Origin of the sequence: Corynebacterium sp. KPL1814 (genome assembly GCF_000478175.1) — a bacterium.
Taxonomy (GTDB): Bacteria; Actinomycetota; Actinomycetes; order Mycobacteriales; family Mycobacteriaceae; genus Corynebacterium.
The window spans coordinates 467,612-494,191 of sequence record NZ_KI515774.1 but is presented as its reverse complement, the minus strand read 5'-3'; the positions used below and the strand labels follow the sequence as shown (position 1 = coordinate 494,191).

At 58.6% G+C, this 26,580-nt stretch carries 24 protein-coding genes and 1 pseudogene; 9 read left to right on the top strand and 16 right to left on the bottom strand.

The genetic code is table 11. The features are described 5' to 3' along the window. Positions 1–74 precede the first annotated feature (74 nt). Entirely contained in the window at positions 75–1,091 is a 1,017-nt protein-coding gene (gene nusA, locus HMPREF1257_RS02290; protein ID WP_023022837.1) for a transcription termination factor NusA, read from the bottom strand. A 23-nt stretch (positions 1,092–1,114) separates the two neighbouring features. After that, on the bottom strand, positions 1,115–1,654 hold the full coding sequence (gene rimP / locus HMPREF1257_RS02285; RefSeq protein WP_034659205.1) for a ribosome maturation factor RimP: 540 nt from the start codon (positions 1,652–1,654) through the stop codon (positions 1,115–1,117). A gap of 38 nt (positions 1,655–1,692) precedes the next feature. On the opposite strand from rimP, the gene HMPREF1257_RS02280 reads away from it, so the two are divergent. After that, positions 1,693–2,541 (top strand): DUF4439 domain-containing protein, encoded by an 849-nt coding sequence (locus tag HMPREF1257_RS02280; protein WP_023022841.1) that lies wholly within the window; start codon positions 1,693–1,695, stop codon positions 2,539–2,541. 181 nt (positions 2,542–2,722) lie between these two features. After that, complete coding sequence (locus HMPREF1257_RS02275; protein WP_023022843.1) at positions 2,723–3,052, top strand: transglycosylase family protein; 330 nt, start codon at positions 2,723–2,725, stop codon at positions 3,050–3,052. Positions 3,053–3,178: 126 nt separating this feature from the next. Here HMPREF1257_RS02275 and HMPREF1257_RS02270 read toward each other — a convergent pair whose 3' ends face one another. Continuing rightward, positions 3,179–3,541 carry a hypothetical protein gene (locus tag HMPREF1257_RS02270; RefSeq protein WP_023022845.1) on the bottom strand — a complete coding sequence of 121 codons (363 nt, stop codon included), beginning with the start codon at positions 3,539–3,541 and terminating at the stop codon, positions 3,179–3,181. Between the two features lie 60 nt (positions 3,542–3,601). Further along, the gene (locus HMPREF1257_RS02265; RefSeq protein ID WP_034659203.1) at positions 3,602–5,371 is read right to left on the bottom strand and encodes a proline--tRNA ligase; all 1,770 of its coding nucleotides are present in this window, start codon (positions 5,369–5,371) and stop codon (positions 3,602–3,604) included. Between the two features lie 30 nt (positions 5,372–5,401). Here HMPREF1257_RS02265 and yaaA point away from each other — a divergent pair, with 30 nt between their 5' ends. Continuing rightward, positions 5,402–6,124 (top strand): peroxide stress protein YaaA, encoded by a 723-nt coding sequence (gene yaaA / locus HMPREF1257_RS02260; RefSeq protein ID WP_023022850.1) that lies wholly within the window; start codon positions 5,402–5,404, stop codon positions 6,122–6,124. 22 nt (positions 6,125–6,146) lie between these two features. Here the strand turns inward: yaaA and HMPREF1257_RS02255 are convergent, their stop codons facing one another. Genes HMPREF1257_RS02255 through HMPREF1257_RS02240 form a run of 4 tightly spaced genes read right to left on the bottom strand, consistent with a single transcriptional unit; the run spans position 6,147 to position 9,798 of the window. Continuing rightward, positions 6,147–6,884 (bottom strand): ABC transporter permease, encoded by a 738-nt coding sequence (locus HMPREF1257_RS02255; protein WP_023022852.1) that lies wholly within the window; start codon positions 6,882–6,884, stop codon positions 6,147–6,149. 28 nt (positions 6,885–6,912) lie between these two features. Next, positions 6,913–7,812, bottom strand: a complete 900-nt coding sequence (locus tag HMPREF1257_RS02250; RefSeq protein WP_023022854.1) for an ABC transporter ATP-binding protein — start codon at positions 7,810–7,812, stop codon at positions 6,913–6,915. 59 nt (positions 7,813–7,871) lie between these two features. Next, the gene (locus HMPREF1257_RS02245) at positions 7,872–8,624 is read right to left on the bottom strand and encodes a response regulator transcription factor (RefSeq protein ID WP_023022856.1); all 753 of its coding nucleotides are present in this window, start codon (positions 8,622–8,624) and stop codon (positions 7,872–7,874) included. Beyond that, positions 8,617–9,798, bottom strand: a complete 1,182-nt coding sequence (locus tag HMPREF1257_RS02240; protein ID WP_023022858.1) for a sensor histidine kinase — start codon at positions 9,796–9,798, stop codon at positions 8,617–8,619. Before HMPREF1257_RS02240 ends, HMPREF1257_RS02245 begins: the two co-directional genes overlap by 8 nt. Before the next feature lie 66 nt (positions 9,799–9,864). Between HMPREF1257_RS02240 and HMPREF1257_RS02235 the strand changes: the two genes are divergently transcribed. Both HMPREF1257_RS02235 and HMPREF1257_RS02230 read left to right on the top strand, forming a co-directional pair. Beyond that, complete coding sequence (locus HMPREF1257_RS02235; protein ID WP_023022860.1) at positions 9,865–10,689, top strand: PhzF family phenazine biosynthesis protein; 825 nt, start codon at positions 9,865–9,867, stop codon at positions 10,687–10,689. A gap of 1 nt (position 10,690) precedes the next feature. Beyond that, positions 10,691–12,047: pseudogene (locus tag HMPREF1257_RS02230) on the top strand (YdiU family protein). A 105-nt stretch (positions 12,048–12,152) separates the two neighbouring features. On the opposite strand, the gene mqo reads toward HMPREF1257_RS02230, so the two are convergent. Continuing rightward, positions 12,153–13,649: a malate dehydrogenase (quinone) gene (gene mqo, locus HMPREF1257_RS02225; protein ID WP_023022865.1), complete on the bottom strand. Its 1,497-nt coding sequence runs from the start codon at positions 13,647–13,649 to the stop codon at positions 12,153–12,155. Positions 13,650–13,934: 285 nt separating this feature from the next. On the opposite strand from mqo, the gene HMPREF1257_RS02220 reads away from it, so the two are divergent. Further along, complete coding sequence (locus tag HMPREF1257_RS02220) at positions 13,935–14,972, top strand: alpha/beta hydrolase (RefSeq protein WP_034659133.1); 1,038 nt, start codon at positions 13,935–13,937, stop codon at positions 14,970–14,972. A 35-nt stretch (positions 14,973–15,007) separates the two neighbouring features. Continuing rightward, a complete protein-coding gene (mtr, locus tag HMPREF1257_RS02215; RefSeq protein WP_023022869.1) occupies positions 15,008–16,408 on the top strand; it encodes a mycothione reductase in 1,401 nt (466 codons plus the stop codon). A 119-nt stretch (positions 16,409–16,527) separates the two neighbouring features. Here the strand turns inward: mtr and map are convergent, their stop codons facing one another. The 5 genes from map to dxr form a co-directional block, all read right to left on the bottom strand. Then, entirely contained in the window at positions 16,528–17,397 is an 870-nt protein-coding gene (gene map, locus HMPREF1257_RS02210; protein WP_023022871.1) for a type I methionyl aminopeptidase, read from the bottom strand. Positions 17,398–17,462: 65 nt separating this feature from the next. After that, entirely contained in the window at positions 17,463–19,313 is a 1,851-nt protein-coding gene (locus HMPREF1257_RS02205; protein ID WP_034659201.1) for a penicillin-binding transpeptidase domain-containing protein, read from the bottom strand. A 97-nt stretch (positions 19,314–19,410) separates the two neighbouring features. After that, positions 19,411–20,574: a flavodoxin-dependent (E)-4-hydroxy-3-methylbut-2-enyl-diphosphate synthase gene (ispG, locus tag HMPREF1257_RS02200; protein ID WP_023022875.1), complete on the bottom strand. Its 1,164-nt coding sequence runs from the start codon at positions 20,572–20,574 to the stop codon at positions 19,411–19,413. Between the two features lie 178 nt (positions 20,575–20,752). Next, positions 20,753–21,961: an RIP metalloprotease gene (locus HMPREF1257_RS02195; RefSeq protein ID WP_023022877.1), complete on the bottom strand. Its 1,209-nt coding sequence runs from the start codon at positions 21,959–21,961 to the stop codon at positions 20,753–20,755. Positions 21,962–21,974: 13 nt separating this feature from the next. Then, a complete protein-coding gene (gene dxr / locus HMPREF1257_RS02190; protein ID WP_023022879.1) occupies positions 21,975–23,135 on the bottom strand; it encodes a 1-deoxy-D-xylulose-5-phosphate reductoisomerase in 1,161 nt (386 codons plus the stop codon). 168 nt (positions 23,136–23,303) lie between these two features. Here dxr and HMPREF1257_RS02185 point away from each other — a divergent pair, with 168 nt between their 5' ends. Next, the gene (locus HMPREF1257_RS02185; RefSeq protein ID WP_023027917.1) at positions 23,304–23,762 is read left to right on the top strand and encodes a DUF2631 domain-containing protein; all 459 of its coding nucleotides are present in this window, start codon (positions 23,304–23,306) and stop codon (positions 23,760–23,762) included. 178 nt (positions 23,763–23,940) lie between these two features. Here HMPREF1257_RS02185 and rlmN read toward each other — a convergent pair whose 3' ends face one another. After that, positions 23,941–25,053: a 23S rRNA (adenine(2503)-C(2))-methyltransferase RlmN gene (gene rlmN, locus HMPREF1257_RS02180; RefSeq protein ID WP_023022882.1), complete on the bottom strand. Its 1,113-nt coding sequence runs from the start codon at positions 25,051–25,053 to the stop codon at positions 23,941–23,943. Between the two features lie 104 nt (positions 25,054–25,157). On the opposite strand from rlmN, the gene HMPREF1257_RS02175 reads away from it, so the two are divergent. After that, entirely contained in the window at positions 25,158–25,559 is a 402-nt protein-coding gene (locus tag HMPREF1257_RS02175) for a lipopolysaccharide assembly LapA domain-containing protein (RefSeq protein WP_023022884.1), read from the top strand. 113 nt (positions 25,560–25,672) lie between these two features. Here HMPREF1257_RS02175 and HMPREF1257_RS02170 read toward each other — a convergent pair whose 3' ends face one another. Continuing rightward, positions 25,673–26,551, bottom strand: a complete 879-nt coding sequence (locus tag HMPREF1257_RS02170; RefSeq protein WP_023022886.1) for a phosphatidate cytidylyltransferase — start codon at positions 26,549–26,551, stop codon at positions 25,673–25,675. Between the last annotated feature and the right edge of the window lie 29 nt (positions 26,552–26,580).

Below are 26,580 nucleotides of genomic sequence, written 5' to 3'. Positions count from 1 at the left end.
AACTTTCGCTGCGTCTGCATGTCCCTTTCTGCATCTGGGCCGTTTACTAGCCTACGCTATTTATCCGCATTTCCTTAATTCGCGTCCGCGTCTGAATGAATATCGATCTTCCACCCAGTCAAACGGGCGGCTAGGCGCGCGTTCTGGCCTTCCTTACCAATGGCAAGGGACAGCTGGTAGTCAGGGACGATGACTCGCGCCACTTGCTCTTCGCTATCGAGCACGGTCACCTTAATCACCTTGGAGGGCGCCAATGCATTGCCCACATACACGGTGGGATCCTCGCTGTAATCAATGATGTCGATCTTTTCCCCACCGAGCTGGCGCATGATGTTATTCACGCGCTGCCCGCGCGGGCCGATGCACGCGCCCTTGGCGTTCAAGCCCTTAGCGTGACCAATAACGGCGACCTTCGAGCGGTGCCCGGCTTCGCGGGCGATGGCGATCATTTCCACGCTGCCATCCGCAACTTCCGGAACTTCCAGTTCAAAAAGCCCGCGCACCAGCTCTGGGTGGGTCCTTGACAAATTGATCTGCACATTGGCGCCATTGCGATTGACCCCCACCACATAGGCCTTGATGCGGTCACCGTGCTGCAGCTTTTCCCCGGGGATTTGTTCTGCGGGAAGCAAGATTCCGTCTTGCGATTCCAGTTCGGAACCGAGCTGGACTACAACGATGCCGCGGGCATTGGCACGCGCATCGCGCTGGACGATGCCACTGACAACGCGCCCGCTAAGCTCCGAATAGGAATCAAAAGTGCGCTCGGCTTCAGCCTCGCGCAGCTTGCGCAAGATGGCTTCGCGCACGGCGCGTGCGCCCACGCGGCCAAAGTTATCCGGGGTGTCATCGTACTCACTGGTAACTTCCCCGGTTTCGGGGTCTCGCTCGGTAACGATGACGCTGACGGCACCGGTGGTGGTATCGATGTCTACCCGGGACTTGGCGCCTTCGGCCTTGCCCTCCGCGGTGGATTCGCGGTAATCCAGGTAGGAATACAACAAGGCACTTGCAATCGACTCCAACAGGTCATTGACGGGGACCTGCCGTTCGGATTCGATGGTGCGAAGTGCCTCAAGATCAATATTCACTTGTCTATCCTCTCGATCGCCGGTTAGCTCTCGGCTTCTGCAAATGGCTGGTGCACGGCGTCTAGCTCACTTTGTGATGGCTGTGCAAACTCAATTTCTACCACTGCGTGGGCAATGTTTTCCAATCGCTCCACTTCTGTATGCACCTCGTTTTTCTGGGAAGTAATAAGGACAACGGCATCTTCGGCCGCATTAAGCGCGCCGATACGCGCGGTGTGGCTCTTGTCGTCGCCGCGGTTAAACGTCACCTTCCGCCCCTTATTGCGGCGCCAGTGGCGCGGTGCGGTGAGCGGCAAATCCACACCGGGGGTAGAGACCTCCAAGGTATATCCGGCACCGAAATTCAGCTCACCCGCCGCCTCTTTTTCATCAAAGAAGGCTGAAATATCGTCGGAGACTTCCTCCAATACATCCGAGCTGGGACGCATATCGCCATCGATACGGATGATGACCTGTGATTTCTTTCCCGCCTTGGTGGTTTTAATATCCTCCACGTCCAGCCCGCGGGCTTCTAAGCGAGGTTGGAGCAAATCAGTTAATTGTTGTGCATCTGGGAAAGCCATGCCCACTAGCCTACGTCCTTCAAGGTACAGTCTTTTGGGTGAACCGCCGACGTATTGCTTTAACCTGTGTAGCCTCGACTGCCGCCCTGCCCGCCCTCGCGGGCTGTTCCGCAGTCGACTCCGTCGTCGACTATTTTGGCCCGCGCCCAGAAGACGCGCTCGAGCGCCTAGCCGTGGCTGCCGCGAGCGATGGCCTCGCCCTTCAAGGGGTTGATGATGCGGCCGCGGATATGCGCAGCTCCCAGGCTGATGCACTGTATAAGGAGATTGCGCGCCTCTGCGGCACCGATGACCAAGGTAACGTCCCACACAGCTGTGAGGTGGAACGGCCCACGCAGGCACCACCGGCCACAGATTCTTCCCAGGTGCTAGAAGAAGCCGCCTCTGCCACCACGGAAGCCGCCGATGAGGTCAGTTCTGAGTCGCGGCCGATAGTTACCCAACAGGCCATTACGCTCAATGCCTGGCTGCCTGGCGATGCCCCCGATATCCCCACACTCTCCCAACCCCAGCGCGAAAGCGCCGCTGATTTGTTGCAGTGGGAATACGAGCTGGTCTTTGGCCTGGATTTCGCGCGGGCTTATAGCGCTCCTGCTGCCGAAGAGCGCATCGATAAGCTCTTAAGAGTCCATCACCGCCGCATCGACCAACTGCAAGAAGCACTTGGCCATAACGGCAAGGTTCCCCAGCCAGAGCCTGCCTATTCCTCCGGCGCAACCACGCTTCCCAGCGATGCGGACTCCGCTGCAGCCTTCCTCGATACGTTGGTTGAACAAGACGCAGACAAGTGGCACGCGGCCGCGGTGGCCGCCGCACAACAAGAAAGCCCAAACCAGGAGTGGCTGAACTGGTTAATCGGCATCGCCGCCGAAGCCCAGGCCGCATAGCTCCCGGTTTTGCCCCGCCGCGCCTACCTGAATATTCACTGTCCGGCAGTCAGCGAAAAATCAGCGATTTATAGGCCGCTTTTCATTGCTAATGCCTCCAAACCATACGTAATTTGGTGGACTACGTGCTTGCTGGAGATTCCACAAGCCCTACAACACAATGAGAAGGAGTGCTTTCTCAATGCGTACTAAGAAGACCTTGCTCACTATGGCCGCAGCTACGTTGGGCATCGCCGGCATTGCCGCACCAGCCGCCAACGCCGCCCCAGAAAACGCGTGGGACCAAGTCGCCGCGTGCGAGTCCGGCGGTGACTGGCACATCAACACCGGCAATGGCTACCACGGCGGGCTGCAGTTCTCGCAGCAAACCTGGGCTGGTAGCGGCGGCACCCAGTACGCGGCTACCGCTGACCAAGCCACCAAGCAACAGCAGATTGAAATCGCTGAAAACGTTCTTGCAAACCAGGGAGCTGGCGCATGGCCTAATTGCGGCGGCCCCGTGGCTGGCTAATACGCTTCCGCCCACAGTGGCGGTCTCGTGATGCCGACGCTAACGCAGCATCACGCAAGCAACCGACTCCCCGCGTTTCTTCATGGTATTTACCGTGGAAAATTGGGGGTCGGTTCTTTTTGGGTTTTATGCCCTACCCTGCGCAATCTTCCATGCGTAGCGAATCAACGGAATCTGCAGTGGTAGACGGATGATGTGATAAAGCTTTTTCGGCCATCCCACATCGCGTTCGATCCAGGCGTGGTACATATTCGCCGGCCACACGGCAAGAAATAGCGCCGCGGCTGACGCGCCACCGGATTCGCGGGTGGCGCGATCGGTGAGCAAAAAGCCCGTAGCTATTTCCCAGGCGCCGGAGGCAAAGTTATACAACCGCGGCGAGCCCGGCAGCTGCGGTGGCACGATGGATTCGAAGGTTTTCGCGCGCAGGAAATGCAGGGCTCCCATGGTGATAAGAGCCGTGGGAAGCACCTTTTTATTTAGTCTCATGCCTCCCCACGCTACCCTGCCACTACTTATTGGCACGGGGCCTTGAGGCGGTGCTTTAAGCTAGGCCCGCACCAACTCGAGGAGTTTATCCACGATGTCATCCGCCGGAACTTCCAGGGTTTCCTGCCCGCGGATGCGCAGCTCGATGATGCCGTCTTTGAAGGCGCGTCCCACGATGGCCACAAACGGCATGCCGAGCAGCTCTGCATCCTTGAACTTCACGCCTGGGGAAACCTTCGGGCGGTCATCGAAAAGCACCTCAAGGCCCGCCTGGGACAGCTCTTCTACCAACTTATCGCCGGCCTCCATGGCCGCTGCGTCCTTATTCGCCACCGCCACGTGCACCTGGTACGGCGCCACTGCAACCGGCCAATTCAGGCCCTTCTCATCGTGGCGTTGCTCTGCCAGCACGGCAAGCATACGGGAGATGCCGATGCCGTAAGAGCCCATCGTAGGGATGGCCCGCTTGCCGTTTTCATCGAGAATTTGCACGTCGAAGGCCTCGGTGTACTTCCGGCCCAGCTGGAAGATGTGGCCCAACTCGATGCCACGCTGCAAAGCCAAGGTGCCCTGGTTATCTGGTGCGGGATCACCCTCTTTGACCTCGGCCGCTTCCACAAACTCATCGACGTGGAAATCGCGGCCGGCCACGCAACCCACGACGTAGCAGTTTTGCGCATCCGCGCCCGTGATCCAGGAAGAACCTTTGACCACGCGGGGATCGGCAAAGACCTTCACCCCATTGGAATTCAGCGCGCGCGGGCCCACAAAGCCCTGCTCCAAGAAATCGTATTGCGCATAAATCTTATCGCTTGCCAGGGTGAACTCTGCCGGTTCCAAGGCCGCTTCAAGGCGCTTGGTATCCAGTTCGCGGTCGCCCGGGATCAGCACGGCCGCCAGTTCCTTCTTCTCTTCAGAATCCTCTAACGCCGGGTAGGTTACCTCCACCATGACGCACTTGAGGATATCCGCAGCCCGAACCTCATGGCCATCAACCGCAATGTCCTCGGCCTTAGCCCAGTGCACAAGCGCTTCAATGGTGGCGGCATCCGGGGTCCGATATTCCTTTGCTGCGGGCTGACCCGCAATGTCCTTTTCTGGGGGCGCTTGGGTCACGACTGCCTCTACATTGGCCGCATAATCGCCCTCGGTGGAGCGGACAAAGAGGTCTTCGCCCGCCTCAGATAGCGCCAAGAACTCCTCGGAGGCGGAGCCGCCCATCGCCCCAGAAGTGGCCTTACAAATGGCGTAATCGATTTCCAAGCGGTCAAAAACATTTTGATACGCCTTGCGGTGGCGGGCGTAGGAGGAATCGAGGCCCTCATCGTTCATATCGAAGGAGTAGGAGTCCTTCATCACGAACTCGCGCCCGCGCAGCACCCCGGCGCGGGGGCGTTCCTCATCGCGATACTTCGTCTGAATTTGATACAAGGTGACCGGGAAATCCTTGTATGAGGAGTACATGTCTTTTACGGCATTGGCAAACATTTCCTCGTGCGTGGGCCCAAGCAGCAGGTCCGCATTCTTGCGGTCCTGCAGCCGGAATAGATTGGGACCATATTCCACCCATCGGTTGGTCTTTTCATAGGGCTCGCGCGGCAATAGCGCCGGGAAAAGCATCTCTTGCCCGCCAATGGCGTCCATTTCTTGGCGTACTACGTCTTCAATCTTGCGCAGGGTACGCAGCCCCAACGGCAACCAGGTATAAATGCCCGGCGCGACGCGGCGCACGTAGCCGGCACGCACCAACAGCTTGTGGCTAGGGACCTCGGCATCGGCTGGGTCCTCACGAAGGGTGCGGAGAAATAGTTCAGAAAGGCGGGTAATCATGGTCAAAATATACATCGCTACCCTATCTATATGCTCATTGTCCTCCCTCCTTCAGAAACCAAGGCTCATGGCGGCACAGGAAAGCCGCTTGATTTTGCCAACCTATCTTTTCCAGAGCTAAGCGATACGCGGCGCGAAATCGCCGCTGAGCTGCAGTCTCTTCCTATAGATGAGGCAATGGTCGTGCTTAAGCTCTCGGAGAAGCTGCGCGGTGAGGCCGAATCGAATAGCCAGCTTTATACCACCCCCACCATGCCGGCGGTGCAGCGTTATACAGGGGTGCTGTTTGATGCCCTTTCGGCATCCACCCTTCCTTCTTGGCGGCGCCTTGCTATTGGCGATGCCCTCTTCGGGCTCCTGCGCGCGGGCGACCCTATCCCGCATTACCGCTTATCGGGCGGTTCCAAGCTGGGCGGTCGCACGATGAAGTCTTATTGGGGCAAGCAGGTAACGCAGGCGTTAGAAAACATCGATGAGCTGGTTGTGGATCTGCGCTCGGGCACCTACCAGCAGCTGGGTAGGCTGCCTTCGGCCGTGACGGTGCGGGTAGAAAGCGTGCAGCCGGATGGCTCGCGCAAGGTGGTCAGCCACTTTAATAAGCACTATAAGGGCCTATTGGCCCGGGAACTGGCGCTTTCGCCTGCCGATGCCTTCAGCGCCGCCGATGTCGCCGCGATCGCGCGCGCTGCTGGCATGACGGTGGAGGAACCACCGCACGGCTCGCAGGAGCTTACACTCATCGTATCCCCGTAGGGTGTGAGTGCCTGCTAGGAGCTTAGACCACGGCGCGACGGCGCTGGACGGCTGCGGCCCCGCCGAGGACAGCTACCACCATGGCCAGGACGATGACACCGGATACCCACTGCGGGGCCATGAGCCCGAAAGTGTCTTGGCCTTGGAAGAAGGTGCGCAGGTTGGCATCGGGCAAAATCTGCAGGATGAATTTGGCCCAGCCCATGTCCATCGAGGTCAGCACGCTTTCGATGACGAAGTATTCGATAATGAGCAGCATCGCCGCAAAAGTACCGCTGCGCAGGATATATGCTAGGCCTGTGGCCAGCAGGGTGTAGACGATGTATTCCACAAAGGTGAAGAGGAATACTGCGTTATCTGGGTAGTGCACGAAGCTGGAGAAGTCATAAGACCCGCCGAGCGCGCTGTTGAGCAGCATTCCAAGGATGCCGGCCAAGGCTGCGGCCGCCACGTTAGCTACGGTGATCACGAGTATTTGGCTCGAGAGCACCTGCAAGCGCCGATTGGTGGATAGGTAGCTCCAGGCTACGGTGCCTTTTTGTAGATCGCCGCCGACCAACGTGGCCGAGGAAAAGATCATGATGACGACGGCAAAGATGGCACCAATGGCCACGTCGGAAGATTGAAGGGCGCTGTCGTCATTGCGGATAGCTCCCATCAGCACGTTGGCCGCTGTCAGCCCAACGGTGATGATTGCGAGGTAGACCCAAGTAGAGCGCAGGGAAAATATCTTGCGGGATTCGGAAACGATGGTATTCATGGCTCGTCATCTGCCTTTCTTAAGCGAGTTATGCGGAGCGGTAATCCAGGTGGTCTGCGGTAGCGCCGAGGAAGGCGTCTTCCAAGGAGGGGTGCTTGACTTCAAGGCTGCTGATGCGGATGCGGTGGTCAAAGCACAATTGGCCGACCTCGTCGCGGTCCAAGCCGGTAATGCGCAGCACTTCCCCATCAAAGGAAGTTTCCGCCTGCGAATCGTGCAGCAAGCGGGCCAATTCTTCTGGCTGATCCACCACGACCTCCACGGTGGTGGCACCGGAGGCATTGACGAATTCTTCTACTGTTCCTTCGCCAACGAGCTTGCCCTTGCCGATGACCACTAGGCGGTCTGCCGTCAGCTGCATTTCTGACAACAGGTGGGAAGAAACAAGCACGGAGCATCCCCCAGCGGCGAATTCGCGGATGCGGTCGCGCATCCAGTGCACGCCCTCAGGGTCAAGGCCGTTAACGGGTTCATCGAGAAGCAAGTGCTTAGGCTGGCCCATCATGGCGCAGGCAAGTCCGAGGCGCTGCTTCATGCCAAGCGAATAACCCCCGATGCGCTTTTTCGCGACCTTCCCGAGCCCAACTCGCTCCAGGGTGTCATCGACGTGGTCCATCGATACGCCCTGCAGTGCCGCCATATAGCCCAAGTGCGCGCGGGCGCTGCGGCCGGGGTGGAACCAGTTGGCATCAAGCAAGGTGCCCACCGTGGAGGCGGGATCGGGTAGTTCGCGGAACGGGGTGCCATCGAATGTGGCGGTGCCGGAGGTGGGATTTTCTAGCCCCACGCACATGCGCATCGTGGTGGACTTGCCGGAGCCATTGGGCCCTAGGAACCCGGTGACTTGGCCATCGGGAACCTCGAAGGAGAGGTTGTCTACTGCTGTAAAGGAACCGTACTTCTTGGAAAGCTGTGTAACTGTGAGCATGGTTTTATCTTGGCGCTTTCCCGGCGCGAAGTAACCATCCTCGAGGCGGATTTAGCGGTTCATCCCTGGGGATGAGAGAGCAGTTCTTCCACGGTGACCACCCCATGGGTATAGGCATACAGCACGGCCTGGACACGGTCGCGGGACTCGGTCTTGGTCAGCACGTGGCGCACGTGGGTCTTAACCGTTGCCATGGAGACAAATTCCTCTTCGGATATTTCGGTATTGGAATACCCCAATGCCATAAGCCTTAAAATATCCATTTCGCGCGGGGTAAGCTCCGCTGAAGGCGGGGTCGTTGCGGGATCAGAGCCGGACTGTGCGTCCGCGGCGGTATGCGAAGCCGGGTGCTCCTCCCCGCTATCCTCGCTGCGGACTTGTTGGAGCACCTGAGCGGTAATGCGCGGTGAGAGCACGGCCTCGCCTGAGTGCACGGTGCGAATGGCTGAGAGCAGCTCCTCGGGTTCGACGTCTTTGAGCAAGAATCCAGAAGCCCCGGCAGAGATTGCACCGTGGACAAAGTTTTGGTCATCAAAGGTGGTCAGCATGATGACCTTGGTATCGGGACATTCCGGGAGAACTTCCTCCGTGGCCGCAATGCCGTTGACCCGCGCCATCTGCACGTCCATGAGGATGATATCGACGGGCTCTTGCCGCGCAAGGCCCAGTACCTCATCGCCATCGGAGGCCTGCCAGACCACGCTCATATCCTCCTGCGAGCCGATCAGCATGGCGAACCCGGCGCGCAGGAGCGGTTGGTCATCGACAAGCGCAATGCGAATGGGCTCAGGTTCCTGCCCCGGATTAGACATGCGGTACCTCCACGGTGATTGCAAACGTTCCATCCTCGGTCTTGGTGGACACACTGCCACCATAGGCCTTTACGCGCTCTTTCATCCCGATGAGCCCATAGCCTGGGCTGTGGTCCTCGTCAGGCTGTGCCATGGGGTTGTGCCCTTCGATAGTAAGCGCCGACTTATCGCTGCGAAAGCGCAGGGTTCCCCTATTTTGGCTGGAGTATTTGAGCATATTCGTCAGCATCTCCTGCACGATGCGGTAGATGGTGAATTGATAGAGCTCATCGCTATCGGTAGGTAGCTTTTCCATGCCGTAGACGGTGATATCAAAGCCCGCGCGCCGGGCTTCCGAGAACAGTCCGGCAATGTCTGAGGTGCCTGGGGCCTTGGTTTCCCCGCGCGCGTCTTCTTCGCGCAAGACGGATAGCAGGCTGCGCATCTGTTTTAAGGATTCGCGGGAAGAAGAGGCGATGGTATCGAGCGCCTCCGTTGCTACGGTGGGATCTTTGGCGGCGGCGAACCGGGCGCCATCGGCAAGCGCAATGACGCCAGCGAGGTTGTGGGCGACGATGTCATGCATCTCGCGGGCGATGCGGTTGCGCTCGACGGCACCGGCCATCTCCGCGCGCTCGATGAGCAGCTGTTGGCCCTCCCGGCGCTTCCGATTATTGGTGCCGAGCAGGTAGAAAAAGCCCAAGACCGGCCAGCCGAGCAGGACCGTGCCGGCATAGGCAAGCAGCGGGCTCATGGTCGCATCGCCCAGGCCGATGTCGCTACCCGCGAAGAACTTTTCCCCAAATAGGCTTGCGGTCGTTCCGGCCAAGGAGCCGAGGGCAATCCAGGCAAGCCAGATATAGCGCAAGCGCTTGCGCGAGTGCGTGCCGATGAGAAATGCCGTGTAGGCAAAAATCGGGGCGTGAAAGTTTGCCAGGGAGGCCAAGGGCGTGAAAATGCACAGCGTCATGGTGCCGGCAACGAAGAAAATGGACTTTTCTTGCAGCTTGGGATGCAGCCACAGCGCCAGCGGGATGCCGACGGTGTACAAGACCGCGACGATGGCCTGGAAGGGCGAATCGGTGTGTAAAAAGTTCGCGGCATTGGGCAAAAGTACGCCAAAGAACACGGGAATGATGATTCGCCACGGCGGGCCAATCCAGTCGCGCACACGATCCGGCCAAAGCTTAGACATAAGGGCAAGGCTAGCGCAGAAACTAACCAGCCGGCGTCATCCCCCGGGCTGACTAGACTGGCGGGCATGCAGCTCCAGTTCTTTGAAGTCGATGTCTTTGCCACCTCGGCGTTTTCCGGTAACCCGCTCGCCGTCGTGGCCCATGCCGATGGGCTCTCGACGCAGCAGATGCAAGCCATCGCGCACTGGACCAATTTTTCTGAAACTACGTTCTTGCTCGAGCCCACCGATCCCGCGGCGGACTATCGCGTGCGCATTTTTACCCCGCACGAAGAATTTGATTTCGCCGGCCACCCCACCTTGGGTAGCGCCGCCGTCTGGCGGGCGCTCGGCAATGAACCGCAGAAGGAGGGCACCATAGTGCAGGAATGCGGGGTGGGAATGGTCTCCGTGCGCGAAAGCGCAGTAATTTATTCTTTTGCCACACCTCCCCTGCGTGCGAGCGGGCCGCTGAGCAGTGCCGAACTTGCAGAGGCTTGCGCGGGATTGAATATCGCAGAAGCAGATGTCATCGATTCCGCTTGGGTGGATAATGGGCCCGGTTGGCGGCTTATACAGCTGCGCGATGCGGCGGCCGTGCGCGCGGTTCAGCCCGCCGCAACCCGCCCCAAGGTGGGCGTGGTGGGCACGTGTAATAGCGGCGCGGGTACTGATTCCGCTGCTTATGAAGTGCGCGCGTTTACCGCAGAATTCGAGGATCCGGTCACCGGTTCCTTCAACGGCGGTGCCGCACAATTCATGCGCTCGCGCGGGTTGGTCCCTACCCGCTACACCGCCCGCCAGGGCAGCCAGCTGGGAAGAGACGGTGAGGTCTTTATCCACGATGACGGCGCCGATATCTGGGTTGGCGGCCGCATCCACATCCGCGTGCAAGGACAATTGGAGGTCTAAAATGAACCTACACCACGACTATGCAAAGCACCTGCCGGACTTAGTGGCGGCAACGCAGGGCGAGCAACAACCGGATCCTAAGCTCGTAGTCCTCAATGAGGAGCTGGCCCGACAGCTGGGCCTCGATACGGACTGGCTGCGCTCTGCAGACGGCCTGGATTTCCTCTTGGGCCGCGGCGGCGGGCATGCCATGGCTTATTCCGGTTTCCAATTCGGCTCCTTCAACCCGCAGATGGGCGATGGCCGGGCCATGCTCTTGGGCGAGGTGGAAAAAGACGGCACACTGTGGGATCTCCACGCCAAGGGCACGGGGCTAACCCCCTATTCCCGCCTGGGTGCTGATGGCCGCGGCACCCTCTCGTCCATGCTGCGCGAATACCTGATTTCTGAGGCCATGCATGCTCTCGGCGTGCCCACCACGCGTTCCCTCGCCGTGATTTCTACCGGCCGGCCCATCCAGCGCGGCCATGTGCAGCCGGCGGGTGTCCTGGTCCGCGTGGCGGCCAGCCATATCCGGGTCGGTACTTTTCACTATGCTGCTCAGTCCGGCCACCTCCGGGATCTCGCGGACTACGCCATCGCGCGCCACTATCCTGGGGCAGATTACCGGAAATTCTTCCAGGGGGGTGATGGACCGCCAGATAGCCACCGTGTCTTCGTGGATGCGCTTGGGTTTTATCCACGGGGTGATGAATACGGATAACACCACCATCTCCGGCGAAACCATTGATTATGGCCCTTGTGCCTTTATGGAGTCCTACTCTCCCGATACGGTATTTTCCAGCATTGACCAGCAGGGACGCTATGCCTTTGGCAATCAACCAGCCATCCTGGGCTGGAACCTTGCCCGGCTCGCGGAATCGCTGGTGCCGCTTTTCGATGCCGATATCAATGCCGGGGTCGACTTCGCGCAAGAGGCCATCAATGGGTTCCAGGCGAAATTCGCCACCCAACGCCGCAGCGATATAGCCGCGGCCCTCGATACCACCACCGAGGTCGCCTCAGCCTACCTTACGGCGATGCAGCTATCTCGCCCGGATATCACGTTGGCGCACCGTGCGCTTGCCGATGCCGCCCGCGGCCACACCCTTCCTGCCCAAGAGCTCTTCACAGGTACGGACTTCCTGGATAGCTACCTAGCCACTCACCCCGCCCCGGATGCCGTGGATGCTGCCATGCCCCGGGTTATTTCCCGCAACATGGCCGTCGAAGCCGCGCTGCGCGCCGCCGAGGCTGGCGATATTAAGCCCTTTACTGAGCTCCTTTACGCCGTGACCCACCCGTGGGAGCCGCATCCGCCCTACGAACAGCCCGACCCGAATGGGCTTGCAGGTTTTCTCACCTACTGCGGTACCTAATTTTCTGGTACCCCGAATTCAGGGGGTGCGCAGCACAAAGCCCTCCGCGCAATACGTTCTGCGTGGAGGGCACGGCCGAGGACTTAGCCTCAAGCCGAAGGCGTTTTAGCGCTCCAGCTTCAGCGTCTTCTGGGTGTATTCCCACATCTCGTTGTAGAAGTCCTCATCATTGGCTAGCTTCATGCCATAGGACGGGACCATCTCGCGAATCTTATCGCTCCAGTCAATCATGCGCTCGCCAAAGCAACGCTCCAGCAGCTCCAGCATGACGGCTGGGGCAATGGAAGCACCCGGAGAGGCACCGAGCAGACCGGCAATATTGCCTTCCTGGTTATTGACCAATGCGGTACCAAACTCGAGGGAACCGAAACGCGGTGCACCTGCAGGCTTGATGACCTGTACGCGCTGGCCGGCAATCACGGTCTCCCAGTCGCTTTCCTTCGCATTCGGAACGTATTCGCGGAGGGAATCAACGCGGTCAGAGAAGTCCTTGCGCACCTCATCAATGAGGTACTTTGTCAGGCCGAATTCCTGCACGGCAACGCCCAGGTAGGAGGTGATGTTATCCGGGCGGATGGACTTGAAGAGATCCAGGTAGGAACCCTTCTTCAAGAACTTCGGGCTCCAGCCGCCGTACGGGCCAAAGAGCAGGCCCTTCTCGCCGTCGATAACGCGAGTATCCAAGTGCGGCACGGACATCGGAGGAGCACCCACCGCAGCCTTACCGTAAACCTTGGCTTGATGCTGCTCAATGAGCTCCGGGTTCTTGGCACGCAACCACAGACCGGAAATGGGGAATCCGGCGTAGCCTGCGACTTCCTTCACCTTTGCCTTGCGGAGCAAGTCCAGGGCGTAGCCGCCGGCACCGACGAAGACGAACTTCGCCTTCACCACGGTGATATCGCCGGTGTGCTTATTCTTGGAATAAACCTTCCAGTCATTTCCGTCGCGGTCGATATCGAAGACCTCGTGGCCGTAACGGATCTCCGTGCCAGATGCGCGCGCCGCGGTCAGGAACTGCTTGGCCAGGGCGCCGAAGTTCACGTCGGTGCCAACTTCGGTCCAAGAGATAGCGACCTTATTGGAAAAGTCGCGGCCCTCTGCCATGAGCGGCAGCTTCTCCGCAAAGGTGGATTCATCATCAGAGAACTGCATGCCGGGGAACATGTGCTTTTCACTCAGCACCTCGTAGCGGCGCTTCAAGTAGTCCGCCTGGATTTCACCTTGCGCGAAGGACACGTGCGGGACTGGGTTGATGAACTCGCTGGGTTCAGTCAGGATGCCATTGTTGAGCTGGTGGGACCAGAACTGGCGCGACTTCTGGAACTTCTCGTTAGTTGCAATCGCCTTAGAGATATCGATGCGGCCGTTCTTCTCTGGCGTGTAGTTGAGCTCGCACAGAGCGGAGTGACCGGTACCGGCGTTATTCCATGGGGAGGAGGATTCCAGGGCGGGGCCATCAAGGCGCTCAAAGATCATCTGGGTCCAGCTCGGCTCCAGCTCGCGGAGCATAGCGCCCAAGGTGGCGCTCATGATGCCGGCACCGACCAGTGCGACATCAACCTCATCTACAACTTGTGCTGTCTTCTTTGCTGAGGACACTGTGTTATAACCTCTTCGGATTGAAAATTTATATACATCGGCGCATTCTGCACCATATATTTTAAGCGCTTTGCGCCCCACACCGCGACTGTTTTGCACAGACAACCTGCCGATGTGTCACGCATTAACGCCTTACCTTACGCTTTTCTTTTCTCGATTGGTTTTTCTCCCCCACCCTGGTCACCACAATATAGGACGTCGTGTAATACACTTCACATTGTGCGGAAATAATGGCAGGTCACGCAGCTCCCGTAGCGAGCCCCTAGAGTTGACTAGACTCGTGTCATGGCTACAGCAACTCCGTCATGGGGGCCCGATATGCTCGGCCCCGATTTTCAATCAGCCACCCTCGACCTTGGTCCCGATCCCGATGGCGAGGGGGAAGTTGTCACCACCCTCGTCCGCTATATGCCAGGCTCGGCTGAAGGCTCCGCGGCGGCGGGCTCTGCCGATTCTTCATCGCCTTCCCGCCCGGCCTTGGTGTGGCTGCACGGGATGACTGACCACTTCTTTCACTCACACGTTGCAGAACACTTTGCGGCGCAAGGCTATGACTTTTACGCGGTTGACCTGCGCAAATGCGGCCGCTCGCATCGGCCAGGCCAGTCTTGGCACTACGTTTCGGATTTGGCCTTATATTACGCGGATCTTTCCGCGGCCCTCGATGCCATTGCAAACGACAAGGTAATCGTTATGGCCCACTCCACCGGAGGCCTGATTGCGCCGCTGTGGATGGATTTTTTACGCCGCCATGATGCGGAGCGCTTCTCCCGCCTGAAAGGACTAATCCTCAATAGCCCTTGGCTCGACATGATGGGCGTTCCCGGTTGGGCGGTCTCCGCGCTGAAGCCTGTCATATATTCCGCCGCCAAAATCGCACCCAAGACCGCCTTACCTGGGGGCAACCTCACTGCCTATGGCGAATCGGTGCACAGGGACTTCTACGGCGAATGGGACTACGACCTCAGCATGAAGCCCCTAGCCGGGCATAAGAAATATATCGGATGGCTAGCCGCCGTATTCCACGGTTTCGATGCCATACACAGCGGCCGCATTAATGCTGGGGTCCCCGTATTGACGCTGCAATCTACCCGCTCCCTATTGGGAACTCCGTACTGCGATGCGGTTAATCACGCCGATTGCATCATCGATGTCGCCCAGACCCGGCGGTGGGCGAAAGAGCTCAATGCCCACTACACGCTGCATTCCATCGAAGGCGCGCGCCACGATGTCTTTTTGTCCCTCCCCCAACCCTTAGAAGAGGCCTTCGCAGCGTGCGATGCCTGGCTTCCCACCATCGTGGATGCCCCTACACCAGCATAAATATCCGAATTGGACACATAGATTAAGGTACAGATATGACCACAATTGATACAGCAAATACTCCTGCCGCAGAGGAACACTACGACCTCATCATCATCGGCACCGGTTCCGGCAACTCCATTGCTAACCGCGACTTTCACGATAAGAAGATTGCCATCATCGAAAAGGGCCGTTTCGGTGGCACCTGCTTGAACGTCGGCTGCATCCCCACCAAGATGTACGTCTACGCCGCCGATGTCGCCCTCGCCGCTCGCGAAGGCGAGCGTCTTGGCATTGATGCCCAAGTCAACAACGTGGAGTGGAGCTCCATTGTGGAGCGCGTCTTCCACAACCGCATCGACCAGATCGCCCAAAGCGGTGAGGACTACCGCCGCGGCGACAAGACCCCAAATATCACCGTCTACGACGAGCACGCTCGCTTCGTTGGCCCTAAGACCATCCAGACCGGCGATCACGTCGTCAGCGCCGATCAGATCGTCGTCGCTACTGGCTCCCGCCCGGTAATCCCTGAGGTCTACGCCAATTCCGGCGTGAAGTACTACACCAACGAAGACATCATGCGGATGGACCGCCAACCAGAAAGCCTGATCATCGTGGGCGGCGGCTATATCGCCATGGAATTTGCCCACGTCTTCGATGGCCTCGGTACCAAGGTCACCGTGGTCAACCGCAGCGAGACGTTGCTCCGCCACCTCGATTCCGATCTCTCCTCGCGCTTTAACGACATTGCCCGCGAGCGTTTTGATGTGCGGATTGCTAACGGCACCAAGCTGGAAGAAACCGACCAGGGCGTGAAGCTCGAGCTCGACAATGGCGAGACCCTCGAGGCAGACGCAATCCTGGTTGCCACCGGCCGCAAGCCGAATGGCGATCTCATGGATGTGGACAAGGCCGGCATCAAGCTGCTAGACAATGGCCGCATTTCCACCGATGCTCATGGCCTCACGGATGCAGAAGGCGTCTGGGCGCTTGGCGATGTCTCTTCGCCCTACATGCTCAAGCACGTCGCCAACGCCGAAGCCCGCACCATCCAGCACAACCTGCTCCACCCAGAGGATCTGCAGGAGCTTCCGCACGACAACGTTCCTGCTGCCATCTTCACCCACCCGCAGATCGCCACGGTGGGCTTGAAGGAAGAAGAAGCCCGGGAGCAGGGCTTCGATGTCACCGTGAAGATTCAAAACTTCGGCGACGTGGCCTACGGCTGGGCCATGGAAGATACCACGGGTATTTGCAAGCTGATTGCGGATCGCAAGACGGGCCAGCTCCTCGGCGCCCACTTGATGGGCCCGCAGTCTTCCACCCTGATCCAGCAGCTGATTACCGTGCTGACCTATAAGATCGACCTGCGCGACTTTGCCCGCAAGCAGTACTGGATCCACCCAGCCCTTCCCGAGGTTGTAGAAAACGCCATCTTGGGCCTCGAATGGGACTAAGGCTTCCTTAGCCCCATAGCTAAAACCGCCTCCCCGACCACGCGGAGTATTCATTCACGCGAGTGGTTAGGGAGGCGGCTTTCGCCGTGCCTAGAGCCTTTTAAGAAAGGCCCTAGCGATTAATCCTCATCTGGGATGGTCAGGATTTCATTGCCATCATCAGTGATGACCAAGGTGTGCTCAAACTGGGCGGTGAACTTACCGTCCCGGTTCTGCACGGTCCAGTCATCGTCCCAAATATCGTAATCCAGCGAACCCAGGTTAATCATCGGCTCTACCGTCAAGGTCATGCCCGGTTCCAAGATATCGCGGTACGTGGTGGAATCGTGGTGCAAGACCACCAGCCCGTTGTGGAAGGTGGGTCCTACGCCGTGACCGGTGAAATCGCGCACCACGTTGTAGCCAAAGCGCTTTGCATAAGACTCGATAACGCGGCCGATAACGTTGATCTCGCGGCCAGGCTTTGCGGCCTTAATGCCGCGCATCGTGGCCTCTTTGGTGCGCTCTACTAAGAGGCGGTGCTCCTCTGATACGTCACCGGCCAAGAAGGTGGCGTTATTATCGCCGTGCACGCCGTTCTTATAAGCGGTGACATCGATATTGACGATGTCACCTTCTTCAATCACGGTGGTATCCGGAATGCCGTGGCAGACGATTTCATTGAGTGATACACAGGTGCCCTTGGTAAAGCCCCGGTATCCCAAGGTGGACGGGTACGCACCGTGGTCACACATATACTCGTGCGCCACGCGGTCGACCTCGTCCGTCGTTACGCCAGGCTTTACGGCCTTGCCGGCTTCCTTCAGCGCGTTGGCCGCGATCTTGCAGGCCTCCCGCATCTTCTCAATCACTTCGGGAGACTGTACAAAAGGCTCACCAATGGCCTCTTGTACCTCATCTTTCCATACGTATTCCGGGCGTTCGATGTCATCTGGCACGGGCCGGATGGGGGTTGGTTTACCTGGCTTCAATTTTCCACGAGTACTCATAATTGCCCATGGTAGTCCTCATACCGCGTAGCGCAGTATCCGGGTACCGCGCCCAAGGCCGCGACTTACTCGACCATGGGGGCTGGGCCATCATTGGGGCGCGAGCGGTAATCATCCAACTTCTGCAGGAAATTATCCGTAATGGCTACCGAAGATTCAGAGCCGCCGCCCAACACGACGAGCGTGGCGAAGGCGATATCGTCTTCTTCCCGGTAGCCCGTAAACCACGCGTGCGAGCCTTCATTGATCTCGGCCTCACCAGTCTTACCGTAGATGGTTCCGCCTGCTTGCATTCCGCGGGCGGTACCGCTGGTAACCACCTGTCGCATCATGCCGCGCACGTTATTCAACACGTCCTCGGAGATCTGCGCCGGCTTGTCCGATGCCTTGGTCTCGCGGCCCTCAATAAGCTTCGGCGTTGGCGTCTTCCCCGCTGCCACAGAGGCAGAAACCATAGCCATGCCGAATGGGCTAGCGAGGTCGTAGCCCTGCCCATAACCTGCCTCGGTACGCTCCAGTACTTCCTTGCCCTCCGGAATCGAGCCGGTCGTGGTGGTCAGCCCGGGGATTTCATAATCCACCCCGAAGCCAAACTTCTTGCCGGTTTCCTTCAACTCACCGGGGGTCAGCTTGGTAGAAATATCGGCGAAGGTGGTGTTGCACGATTGAGCGAAGGCCTGGCTTAACGGCACATTGCCAAGCGAAAACGCGTTGTAGTTGGTCACCACGCGGCCATAGATATTCATCGTACCGGGGCACGGAACGATGGTATCCGTGGTCAAGTCTTGCTTGTCCACACCCGCAGCGGCGGTAAGGATCTTGAAAACCGAGCCCGGCGGGTATTGGCCTTGCAGGGCGACATCGCCGTCTTCGTCCGCCTTCTCGGTCTGCGCCACCGCCAGAATATCGCCATTGGAAGGCCGGATTGCCACCAGCATGGCTTGGGCGTCCGAACGCTGATCCACCGCCTCTTGTGCCGCGCGTTGGACGTCATAATCCAAGCCGACCTTGATCGAGGGGGCGGCCTCGGGCGCATGCTTTTCGACATCGGAAAGCGCCGCACCATTTTCATTGACGACGGCGATGGACCAACCTGTCTCGCCGTCGAGCTCGTCATTAACGGCCGAGCGCACGCGAGATAAGAGATCGGGCGCGAGGCCTCGATCCCGGGTCACCAGAGCGGGTTCCTCATTAATGCGGATACCGTCCATCCCTTCCATTTTGGCGCGGATAACAGGCTCTTGCTCTTCTGTATAAAGCCCCACCGAATAGGAAGAATCTGCCTTTTCTAGCTTTTCGGCGAGCTCCTTGGCGTCAATTTCCGCAATCGAATCGTCCTCGCGGTGAGCCGCAGCCAGGGCGCTGCTGAGTTTGGAGGCCGTGGGGCGGACATCGGAAAGCGAGCTAGTATCCACGACGACGCGGTAATTCAGCCCGGGACTCATCAGCTCCACCCCATTGGAGGAGACGACGCTGGCACGCGTGGCTTCCAATGCGCGCAGCTCCAAGTGCTGGTGCGCGCCCAAGTCCGGGTGAATAATGCTGGGCTTCCACCGCACCGTCCACTCATCTTCGGCCTTGGTCAAGGTCATCTGCGTGGTATAGCTCAAACTGCGATCCTTGGGCAGATCCCAGGTGACCTTATAATCCGCCGTAGCCACGGTTTCGTCCTGCTTTACCCCCTCGAGCTCAATATCGAGACCCTCTGCCTGCAAGCCCGAGTACGTAGCATCGAGGGCCTGCGTGGCATCATCGGGGGAATCTGTCAGCTCCTCTAGGCCCTCGTTATTTCGGCTCTCCATGCCTTCAATGAACTCTTCTGCCACCGGCTCTGCAGATACGGGCTTAGGGGTGCAAGCAACCACACCAGTTGCAGCAAGCGAGACCGTAGCAACCAGTGCGAATAACTTCTTCATGCTTTGGCACATTAGCAGCGCACGCAGCAAAAAGGACTGCCCCACACCGAAGTGCAGGGCAGTCCATAAAAATTAGCGCGTGGAAGGATTCCGCTTCTTACTGCGTCACGCGGACATCGGCCTTGGCGCCGTCCACGGCTTCGAGACCTTGCTCATCTGCAATGCGCATTGCCTCTTCAATGAGGGTTTCGACGATCTTGTCTTCCGGCACTGTGCGCACCACTTCGCCCTTGACGAAGATCTGGCCCTTTCCGTTACCGGACGCCACGCCCAGGTCTGCGTCACGGGCCTCACCGGGTCCGTTGACAACGCAACCCATGACAGCAACGCGGATGGGAAATTCCATGCCCTCGAGGCCGGCGGTAACTTCTTCCGCCAGCTTGTACACGTCCACCTGTGCGCGGCCACACGACGGGCAAGACACGATTTCCAGCTTGCGCGGGCGCAAGTTGAAGGACTGCAGAATTTGATCGCCCACCTTGACCTCTTCTTCCGGCGGGGCGGACAGCGAGACGCGAATCGTATCGCCGATGCCTTCTGCCAAAAGGGCGCCGAAAGCGACGGAGGACTTAATGGTGCCCATGAACTTCGGGCCCGCTTCCGTCACACCCAAGTGCAGTGGGTAATCGGTCTGCGCAGCCAGCTGGCGGTAGGCCTCCACCATCAGGACTGGGTCAGAGTGCTTAACGGAGATGGCGATATCGCCAAAGCCGTGCTCCTCGAACAGGCCCGCCTCCCAGATAGCGGACTCCACGAGCGCCTCTGGGGTGGCTTTGCCGTACTTTTCCAACAGGCGCTTATCCAGCGAACCGCCATTGACGCCGATGCGGATGGGGATTCCCGCATCGCCAGCGGCCTTCGCCACTTCCTTAACGCGGCCATCAAATTCACGAATGTTGCCGGGGTTGACGCGAATTGCCGCGCAGCCAGCATCGATAGCCTGGAAGATGTACTTGGGCTGGAAGTGGATATCCGCGATGACCGGGATCGGGGATTTCTTGGCGATGGCCGGCAGCGCCTCCGCATCCACCGGCTTTGGGCAGGCCACGCGCACGATATCGCAGCCGGAGGCAGTAAGCTGTGCGATTTGCTGCAGGGTGCCGTTGATGTCATGGGTCTTGGTATTAGTCATCGACTGCACCGAAATTGGGTAGTCAGAACCAACGCCCACTGGGCCTACGTGCAATTGCCGCGTTTTCCGGCGCGGGTGCAATACTGGCGGAGGCCCGTCAGGAATTCCTAGACCAATAGGACTAGACATGAATGCTCCTTATTTCTAGCTCGTGGCTCGTTGCTAAATGTTATTGCACAATAAGTGTTGAACGTCCCCACTCTAGCACTAGATGGTTAAGCGCTAAAGTGCGCGCTCGCGCTGCACACGTGCGCTAAGCGTTGGGCGCTCTACTCACGCCGCGCGGCGGGCACAGGGGCTAACGAACCTAGCCAAATAGCCTGATCGGATTGACCACATCCGCGATGATTATCACTACCCCCAGCGCCATAAGTAAGGCCGCCATGACATAGGTGATGGGCATAAGCCTGGTGTAATCGGCCGGACCCAGCGGCTGCTTGCCCATCAGTTTCCGAATGCCATCGCGGATCTTCTCATACAAGATGACCGCGATATGGCCGCCGTCAAAGGGCGGCAGCGGAATGAGATTAAACAGGGCAAGGAAGAAGTTTAGCGTCGCCAGCATCATGAAGAACGATGCCCACAGGGAACGCTCCACGAGTTCGCCACCAACCCGCGATGCACCGACGACAGACATCGGCCCGTTGACATCCCGCTCGTGGCCAAAGATGGAGGCCACCACGCCCGGTACTTTAGCGGGGAATTGTTTGATTCCCTCCACCGTGGCCTCGAGCGAATAGGTGGTGAAATGCCATGTTGCGGGAACCGCCTGCGTTGCTGAATACTTCTCGACGATGTCGAGGACCTCATTGCTCAGCCCGATCGAACCGGCGTCGACCAAGTCGCCCTGTTGATTCAGGCGCTTGACCGTTTCCAATTCGATGGAGAAGTCTTTTTCCTCACCGTCTCGCTCTACGGTAAGCGTCACGGTCTCGCCGGGGCGCTGCATGACCTCATCGCGCAATTGCGTAAAGGAATCAAGGTGCTCGCCATCGAGCGCGAGAATGATATCGCCTTCCTGGACACCGGCCTTACCAGCGGGCCCGTTCCCAGTGCACGATTCCAGCTCCTGGTTTTCTTTTTGGTCAGCGGTGCAGGTTACCTCCCCCACCCGCGGGCGCACATCGGCATCGGGGTTGGGCAACCCCGCCGTCATCGCCACGAAATACAAGATGACAAAGCCGAGGATGAGGTTAACCCCAATACCGCCTGCAAGAACGATGATGCGTTGCCACCATGGCTTTTTATACATTGCATAGGGCTTTTCTTCCTCCGTAAGGAATTCATCCTGCGCGGTCATCCCGGCGATATCGCAAAATCCACCCACCGGGAACGCGGCCAGGCCGTATTCGGTATGCCCCTTGCGGAATGAGAAAACGCGCGGGCCAAAGCCAATGAAATACCGCCGCACCCGCATGCCAAAGGCGCGGGCAGTAAACATATGCCCTGCCTCATGGAGTGCCACGGTCAGCCCGATGCCAAGGGCGAAAAACACTATGCCCAGCAAATTTGCCATTAAAGAAAGCTTTCTAGTCAGCTAAACGGTCAATGCGCGCATTCGCGCGCCTGCGAGCCTCACCCTCTACGGCGAGGATTTCATCGAGGGTAGAGACTACACCAGCAAACTGGGAAGACTCCCCGAGGATCTCGCCTACAACATCAACAATCTCTGGGAAGTGGATACGCCCAGCCAAAAAGGCCGCCGCGGCCTCTTCATTGGCAGCGTTATAAATCACTCCAGTTCCCTGCGCCGCAGCCTCGCGGGCGAGGGATACGGCGGGAAAAGAGACATCATCAAGCGGCTCAAAATGCCACGTATGCGCTTGTGAAAAATCGAGCGCCGGCTGCGCCCCCGGCACACGCTGGGGCCAATTCAGCGCCAGGGAGATGGGCAGCTTCATCGATGGCGGAGAGGCCTGGGCGATAGTGCAGCCATCTTTAAAAGTGGCCATCGAGTGAATGACCGACTGCGGGTGAACCGTGACATCGATGCGCTCTGGCTCGATATCAAAAAGCAGCTTGGCCTCAATGAGCTCGAGCCCCTTATTGATCAAGGTGGCTGAATTCAGCGTATTCATCTGTCCCATGGACCATGTAGGGTGCTGCGCGGCTTGCTGCGGGGTAACGTCCCACATCTGCTCACGCGTCTGACCGCGGAAGGGGCCGCCCGAGGCCGTGAGAACGAGCTTGGCTAGCTCGCCCTCTTCGCCCGCGCGCAGGCATTGCGCCATCGCAGAGTGCTCCGAATCCACGGGGATGATCTGGCCTGGCCGCGCGGATTTCGTGACCAGCGTGCCGCCGGCAACCAAGGACTCCTTATTCGCTAGCGCAAGGTACTCGCCGATTTCCAGCGTAGCCAGCGTGGCCTTGAGCCCGAGGGAGCCCACTAAGGCATTGAGCACGGTATCGGCGGGAACCGAGCGCACCAGCTCTTCGGCTGCACCGGCGCCGGAAAGTACTGTGCCGCCTAAATCAGCAGAAACCTCCGCAGCCGCCGCAGTCTGTGCCACCGCAATGTGGTCAAACGAAAGGTTGAAGGCGCGGGCCTGCTCAATGATCTGCTGCGGGTTAGAACCGCCCGCAGCAATGCCCACGACCTCAAACTTATCGGGGTTATCTGCAATCACTTCTAATGCTTGCGTGCCAATAGAGCCGGTGGAGCCGAGAATAAGTATTCGCTGAGTAGTCACCCCTCTACCCTAGCGGTCATTTACGCCGCCCGGCTATGGGGTGGATCCGGGCAAGAAGGCGGGGGTGTTTAATCGCCTTTGCAGCCACGATGTTTTAAAATAGTAGGCAGTCAAATGGCATTGGTGTGCCCTCGATAAAAGGACACACGCGATAGCGAAGGAGAGCAAGTGTCTTCCCACAAGCCGGTACCGCAGGTTTATGACGGTGTTTCTACCGAAGATGTTCCATCCGCAGGCTTCGGTTGGTCCCGCATCAGCCGCTCTGGTGTGCAAATCGCGGGTTGGATCTCCGTGATTTTCATGATTGGTTTCAACTTTGGTAACCACAAGGGCCACGTGGAGACCGTCTGGCTCGTCGCCCTGACCGTCCTTTTGGTTGTGGGCCTGCTCATCTTCACCTTCGAGCCGAAGCTCAACCAGGTGCGCACCATCACCTCTAATAATAAGCCGGCCGACCACCAAGAACGGGACTGGACTTATGACCAGAAGACCGTATCCGGTGCCTACACCGAGTTGACCGACTCCCAGCTGCGCGCGTTGAATATCGAGCCTTCCCGCGTAGCCCACCTGCGTGTTGACTCCGCGTCCGACGCTGCCGAGGTAAGCTCCGGCAAGCACGCGCTGTAATCCTAGCTACGGAAAACCGCCGGGCCGCCTTAATGCGAGGAGCTCGGCGGTTTTGTGGTTTTACCGGGTACGTAGCCGTACTGCGTTTGACTGCACCGCACGTGTAAACGCAGAATACAACGAGAAAACCACCTAAGCACTTATCCAAAAATGCCTAGGTGGCTGTGACAGCGGGCTCTTAGGCCGACATGTCTTCTCGTTCATCGGCGGCAAGTTGGCCACAGGCTGCCGCGATTTCATCGCCCTTAGTATCGCGCACAGTGCACGGCACTCCTTGTGCTTGGACGCGGCGCACGAATTCGTCAAGCCGCGTCTTAGGAGCTGCGTCCCACTCCGAGCCAGGGGTCGGGTTAAGAGGGATCACGTTAACGTGCACCTTGGAGCCGAGCTTCTGGTGCAACTTGCGGCCTAGCATATCGGCGCGGAAATCCTGGTCATTCTTATCCCGAATAAGGGCGTATTCGATTGACACGCGGCGGGCGGATTTATCGGCGTAGTACCGTGCGGCATCGAGGACCTCATCAACGGACCAGCGGTTATTTACCGGAACCAAGCTATCGCGCAGCTCATCATCCGGCGTGTGCAGCGACACCGCAAGCGTGCAGGCAAGGTCTTCGTCCGCGAGCTTGCGGATGGCAGGTGCCAAACCCACGGTGGATACGGTCACATTGCGCTGCGAAAGCCCAAAGCCCGTTCCATCCTGGCCGGTAATCTGGCGCACCGCCTGGACCACGCGCTTGTAGTTTGCCAGCGGCTCTCCCATGCCCATGAAGACCACATTGGACAAGCGTCCGCCTTCGGCCGCCATTGCTGCGGCTGCGTGGCGGAACTGTTCGACGATTTCGCCTGTAGAAAGGTTGCGGTCTAGTCCGCCCTGGCCGGTAGCACAGAACGGGCAGGCCATTCCGCAGCCAGCCTGGGAAGAAATGCACAAGGTAGCACGGCCGGGGTACCGCATCAGGACGGACTCCAATAGGGTGCCGTCGTGCAAGCGCCACAGGGACTTAGTGGTCTCCCCATCATCAGTAGAAGTCGTACGAATAGGCTTCATGAGCTCAGGGAAGAATGCCTCCTTCACCTCCTCGCGCTTGCCGGCGGGGATATCCGTCATCTCTTCGACGTCGTCAGTAAGATGCTCGTAGTAGTGCTTGGCAATTTGCTTAGCACGGAATTTAGGTAGGCCGATGTCTGCGAGCTTATCGATGCGCTCGCTTTCAGAGAGATCCGCAAAGTGCTTGGGTGGCAGACCGCGCCGCGGCGCGGAGAAGTTAAGTTTTACTGGTTGAGCCATAATGATGCCCATCTTTCCACGGTTTACCGGTACTTTTCCAATTGGGAACGCCTCAATTTATAGCCAAGTGGAATTTTGGAAGGGTTTACAGAAATAATGGATATATGACCAATCCGAAATACCCCGAAGATGACTTTTCCACCTCCGATGATGAGGCCACCGCGGCAGAAGATCAAGCTGCTCTGGCCGAATCTGGAAGCAAGGAAGTCTCCACCGGCGCCGGCACCACCGAACCCGCTGCCGCACCACAAAAAGCCCAAGGCTCGTTCGCCGCTAGCACCTGGGCAGCTCTCATCGTAGGCTTCCTCTTGCTGATCGTGTTGATCATCTTCATTCTGCAAAACCAGCAAGAAGTTCCTATGAACTTCCTCGGCTGGTCGGGTCAGTTCCCAGCAGGCATTGCCTACCTGATGTTTACCATTGGCGGCGCTCTCATCATGGCGCTTGTGGGTGTGTGGCGCATGCTCGAATTGCGCCGCCAATTGCGCAAGCAGGCCCAAGGCTAAATAGCCCTACCGCCGCTCTCCTCCCTGCCCCCCGAAATGTTATTTCGGTGACGCAGCGGGAAGCGGCGGTTTTATATTCAGCACCCTCTGACACGCGGTGGCCCCAGCTCGGATTAGACCGCAATGTTTGCCATAAAACTCATGGCCACCCAAGTAACCATGGCAGAGGGAAGCATGCCATCAAGGCGGTCCATAAGGCCGCCGTGTCCAGGGAGAATGTGGGACATGTCTTTAATGCCCAGCTCTCGTTTAAATTGCGATTCCACCAAGTCACCCAGCGAGGCGCAAATAACAAGGCCAAGGCCCATCAAGGCACCTACCCACGCCGAGTGGTGCAAGAGGAAGTGGACGGAAAGCGCCCCAACGATGATGCCGAAGGCGATGGAGCCGCAAAATCCCTCCCAGGATTTCTTCGGGCTCACGGCCGGTGCCATGGGGTGGGAACCAAACATGACGCCGACGACATAGCCGCCCGTATCGGAGGCGACCACGCACAACATAAAGACCATGATGGAAGCGGCGCCGCTGGCCACCGGGGAAGAAATCAGCGACAGCATCGCTGCAAAGGTCGCAAACAGTGGAATCCACGTCAGCACGAAGATACCGACGGACATGTCCCGCAGGTAATTGATGGGTGGGCGATGCCGCCCGTTATGAAAAAGTCTGCCGAACATCAAAATGAGCACGGCGGTGACGTAGACGGCCACGAGGCCGGGCGCGCCGAGCGGCCAAGAAATCCACACCATGGCTTGGCCCAAAATGATTAACAGGGTGCGCGGGATATAGTACGAGTTCTCCCGCAAGCGGGTAAGGACTTCCCACATTGCCCCGCCGACCGCGACGGCTACCACCGCATACCAGGCCAAGGGGCCAGCCCAGACGGCGAGGACGACGAGGGCGCCAAGTCCCACGCCTACTCCAATAGCCGCCGGCAAGTCACGGCCGGGACCATTTTTCGGCTGCGGCAATCGGCGGTTCAAGGCGTCACTCACCGTGACCGGCTCCTTTCACTTGGCGTTGT

Coding starts and splice junctions, on each gene's coding strand:
- HMPREF1257_RS02205 (WP_034659201.1), bottom strand. CDS start 19,313: ATGAAGAAGTTATTCGCACTGGTTGCTACGGTCTCGCTTGCTGCAACT.
- rlmN (WP_023022882.1), bottom strand. CDS start 25,053: ATGGCTCAACCAGTAAAACTTAACTTCTCCGCGCCGCGGCGCGGTCTG.
- HMPREF1257_RS02240 (WP_023022858.1), bottom strand. CDS start 9,798: ATGTCTAAGCTTTGGCCGGATCGTGTGCGCGACTGGATTGGCCCGCCG.
- HMPREF1257_RS02235 (WP_023022860.1), top strand. CDS start 9,865: ATGCAGCTCCAGTTCTTTGAAGTCGATGTCTTTGCCACCTCGGCGTTT.
- HMPREF1257_RS02275 (WP_023022843.1), top strand. CDS start 2,723: ATGCGTACTAAGAAGACCTTGCTCACTATGGCCGCAGCTACGTTGGGC.
- ispG (WP_023022875.1), bottom strand. CDS start 20,574: ATGTCTAGTCCTATTGGTCTAGGAATTCCTGACGGGCCTCCGCCAGTA.
- HMPREF1257_RS02255 (WP_023022852.1), bottom strand. CDS start 6,884: ATGAATACCATCGTTTCCGAATCCCGCAAGATATTTTCCCTGCGCTCT.
- rimP (WP_034659205.1), bottom strand. CDS start 1,654: ATGGCTTTCCCAGATGCACAACAATTAACTGATTTGCTCCAACCTCGC.
- HMPREF1257_RS02175 (WP_023022884.1), top strand. CDS start 25,158: ATGACCAATCCGAAATACCCCGAAGATGACTTTTCCACCTCCGATGAT.
- HMPREF1257_RS02195 (WP_023022877.1), bottom strand. CDS start 21,961: ATGGCAAATTTGCTGGGCATAGTGTTTTTCGCCCTTGGCATCGGGCTG.
- mtr (WP_023022869.1), top strand. CDS start 15,008: ATGACCACAATTGATACAGCAAATACTCCTGCCGCAGAGGAACACTAC.
- HMPREF1257_RS02220 (WP_034659133.1), top strand. CDS start 13,935: ATGGCTACAGCAACTCCGTCATGGGGGCCCGATATGCTCGGCCCCGAT.
- map (WP_023022871.1), bottom strand. CDS start 17,397: ATGAGTACTCGTGGAAAATTGAAGCCAGGTAAACCAACCCCCATCCGG.
- HMPREF1257_RS02250 (WP_023022854.1), bottom strand. CDS start 7,812: ATGCTCACAGTTACACAGCTTTCCAAGAAGTACGGTTCCTTTACAGCA.
- HMPREF1257_RS02265 (WP_034659203.1), bottom strand. CDS start 5,371: ATGATTACCCGCCTTTCTGAACTATTTCTCCGCACCCTTCGTGAGGAC.
- HMPREF1257_RS02270 (WP_023022845.1), bottom strand. CDS start 3,541: ATGAGACTAAATAAAAAGGTGCTTCCCACGGCTCTTATCACCATGGGA.
- HMPREF1257_RS02245 (WP_023022856.1), bottom strand. CDS start 8,624: ATGTCTAATCCGGGGCAGGAACCTGAGCCCATTCGCATTGCGCTTGTC.
- yaaA (WP_023022850.1), top strand. CDS start 5,402: ATGCTCATTGTCCTCCCTCCTTCAGAAACCAAGGCTCATGGCGGCACA.